This is a genomic window from Anaeromyxobacter sp. PSR-1 (assembly GCF_000964525.1).
Lineage (GTDB): Bacteria > Myxococcota > Myxococcia > Myxococcales > Anaeromyxobacteraceae > Anaeromyxobacter.
Genome location: NZ_BAZG01000306.1, coordinates 1 through 2,818, shown reverse-complemented (window position 1 = coordinate 2,818; position 2,818 = coordinate 1). Strand labels below are relative to the sequence as shown.

The following is a 2,818-nucleotide window of genomic DNA, read 5'->3' as shown; positions in this document are numbered from 1 at the left end:
GCGGCGCGCGCTCGCCGCGGCCGCCTGCGCCGGCTTCGGGCGGATCCTGGCGGTCAACGACGAGATCGCGAGCGCGCTGGGCGCGAGCGGCGTGCCGCGCGCGCGCATCGCGGTCGTGCCCCCGTACTCCCCTGCCCTGCTCGAGCCGCGCCGGCCGCCGCCGGCCCTGGCCGCGTTCCGGGCCGGGCACGCGCCGCTGATCGCCGCCGCGCTCCCGCCCGGGCGGATCTACGGCGCCGACCTGCTCCTGCCGGCGTTCCGCGCGCTGCGGGCGCGACACCCGCGCGCCGGGCTGGTCGCGTTCGGCGAGGGCACCGAGGCGCTCACCGGCGACGGCGTGCTCGGGCTCGGCGAGCTCGACCACCCCGCCGCGCTGGCCGTGCTGGAGGCGGCGGACGTGTTCGCCCGCCCCACCCGCGCCGACGGCGACGCGGTGACCGTGCGCGAGGCGCTCGCGCTCGGCCGCGCGGTGGTCGCGAGCACCGTCGGCCACCGGCCGGCCGGCTGCCTGCTCTTCCCGCCCGGCGACGCAGCCGCGCTCGGGGCGCGGCTCGAGGACGCGCTGGCCGGCGCCCGCCCGGCCGCCCGCCCCCGCGACGACGACCCGTTCGACGCCATCTTCGCCGTCTACCGGGTGCTGTGGACGCGCGCGCGCGGCGCGCCGGGCGAGGCGGCCGCCCCGGCGCGGTGATCCCGCGCGGCGGGTGCCCGCCGCGGCGCTGGCCGGGCCGGGGCGCGGTGAGGACCTCCAAGGCGGCCGCCCCGCGGCCGGGGAAAGGGGACGATGGCGGAGCGAGACGGGACCGCGGTCCGGGTGGCGGTGATCGGGTGCGGGCAGATCGCCGACGCGCACCTCGCGCAGGCGCGCCGGGCGGGCGCCGAGGTGGTGGCGGTGTGCGACGCCACCCGGCACATGGCGGAGCAGGCCGCGGCGCGCTGGCGCGTGCCGGCGTTCTACGAGGGGCCGGACGCCGTGGACGCGATGCTGGCGGAGGCGCGTCCGGAGGTGGTGCACGTCACCACCCCGCCGGCGAGCCACCTCCCGCTCGCCACGCGCGCGCTCGCCGCGGGCGCGCACGTGTACGTGGAGAAGCCGGTCACGGTGGACGCGGCCGAGGCCGTCGCGCTCGAGCAGGCCGCGGCGCGCCACGGTCGGCTGGCGTGCGCCGGCCACAACCTGCTCTTCGACCCGGTGATCCACCGGCTCCGCGCGCTGGTGGAGGCGGGCGCGCTCGGCGAGGTGGTGCACGCGGACGCGGTGATGGGCTACGACCTCGGCGGCCCGTTCGGCGCCCTGCTCACCGGGGATCCCGGCCACTGGATCCACCGCCTCCCCGCCGGCCTCGCGCACAACAACCTCTCGCACCCGCTCTCGCTCGTGCTGCCGCTCCTCGGGCCGGGCACGCCCGCGGTGGCGCACGCGCTCGGGCGCCGCCTGCGGCCCGAGCGCTTCGGCGACGCGCGCGACGCGTTCCACGACGAGCTGCGGATCCTCCTGGAGGGCGCGCGCGCCACCGCGTCGGTGCTCTTCTCCTGCCGCATCCGCCCGGCCCAGCTCGCGCTGACCGTGTACGGCACGCGGCGGGCCGTGCACGCGTCGCTCGACGCCCGCACGCTGCGCGTGGTGGAGGGCTCCCACCTGCCCGGCCCGTTCCAGAAGGTGGACTGGGCGCGGCGCGACGCCTCGGCGGCGGGCGCGGAGCTGCTGCGGCGCAGCGCCGACCTCGCGCTCGCGCGGCTGCACTACTTCGAGGGCATGCGCCAGCTCTTCGCCGCCTTCTACCGGGCGGCCCGGACCGGCGGCGAGGCGCCCGTGCCGCTCGCGGACGCGCGCGCCGTCGCGCAGGTGATCGACGCCGCGGCCGCGGCGTGCCGGCGGGCGGACGTCGCCGCGCAGGAGGCGTGCGCGTGAGGGCGGTCACCGGCGCGGCCGGGTTCCTGGGGCGGGAGATCGTGCGGAGCCTGCTGCGGCAGGGCGTGTACCGGATCCGCTGCCTGGTGCGGCCCGGCACCGCGGCCGCGCGGGTGGCGATCCCGGAGGCCGAGGCGCGCGGCGCGGTCATCGAGGTGGTCCCGTGCCGGCTCGACGATCCCGCCGCCCTGCGGCAGGCGCTCGCGGGAGTGCGCGTCCTCTACCACGCCGCCGCCGCGAAGAAGGGGGCGCCCGCGGCCCTGGTGCAGGCCACCGTGGTCGCCTCCGACCACGTGTTCCGCGCCGCGCTGGAGGCGCGGGTCGAGCGCGTGGTGCTGGTGAGCTCGTTCGGCGCCATGGGCGTCGCGGCGCTGCCGAGGGGCGCGGTGGTGGACGAGGACGCGCCGCTCGAGCCCGCGCCGGAGGCGCGCGACGCGTACTCGTTCGCCAAGCAGCGGCAGGAGGCGCTGGCGTGGCGGTACGCACGGCGCGACGGCCTGCCGCTCGCGGTGATCCGGCCCGGCGTCGTCATCGGCCCCGGCCAGGACATCCTCGGGACGCGGATCGGGCTCCCGGTGCTCGGGCTGTACCTGCACCTCGGCGGCCGCAACCCGGTCCCGCTCACCTTCGTGGAGAACTGCGCCGACGCCATCGCGCTGGCCGGCACCGCGCCCGGCGCGGCGGGCCGCGCGCTGTGCGTGGTGGACGACGACCTCCCGACCGCCGGCGCGCTGCTCGACCGCTACCGCCGCGAGGTCGCGCCGCTGCGCGTCCTGCGGGTGCCCTACCCGCTGCTGCGCGTGCTCGCCCGCGCCAACGCGTGGTACGCCGACCGGACCCAGGGCCACCTGCCCGCGCTGCTGACGCCGTACAAGGTCGCGAGCACCTGGAAGCGCCAGCGCTACT

Annotated in this window: 3 protein-coding genes; all 3 read left to right on the top strand. The window is 79.4% G+C overall.

The annotated features are described in order from the left end of the window. The coding region (locus PSR1_RS22755) for a glycosyltransferase (RefSeq protein ID WP_059439580.1) at positions 1-691 on the top strand (691 nt) is incomplete at its 5' end. Between the two features lie 93 nt (positions 692-784). Beyond that, positions 785-1,912, top strand: a complete 1,128-nt coding sequence (locus PSR1_RS22750) for a Gfo/Idh/MocA family protein (RefSeq protein ID WP_059439579.1) — start codon at positions 785-787, stop codon at positions 1,910-1,912. Then, on the top strand, positions 1,909-2,818 hold a 910-nt coding region (locus tag PSR1_RS22745), incomplete at its 3' end, for an NAD(P)-dependent oxidoreductase (protein ID WP_059439581.1). The genes PSR1_RS22750 and PSR1_RS22745, both read left to right, overlap by 4 nt.

Excerpts from the sequence above, each read along its gene's own strand:
- PSR1_RS22750 (WP_059439579.1), top strand. The coding sequence starts at position 785 with ATGGCGGAGCGAGACGGGACCGCGGTCCGGGTGGCGGTGATCGGGTGC.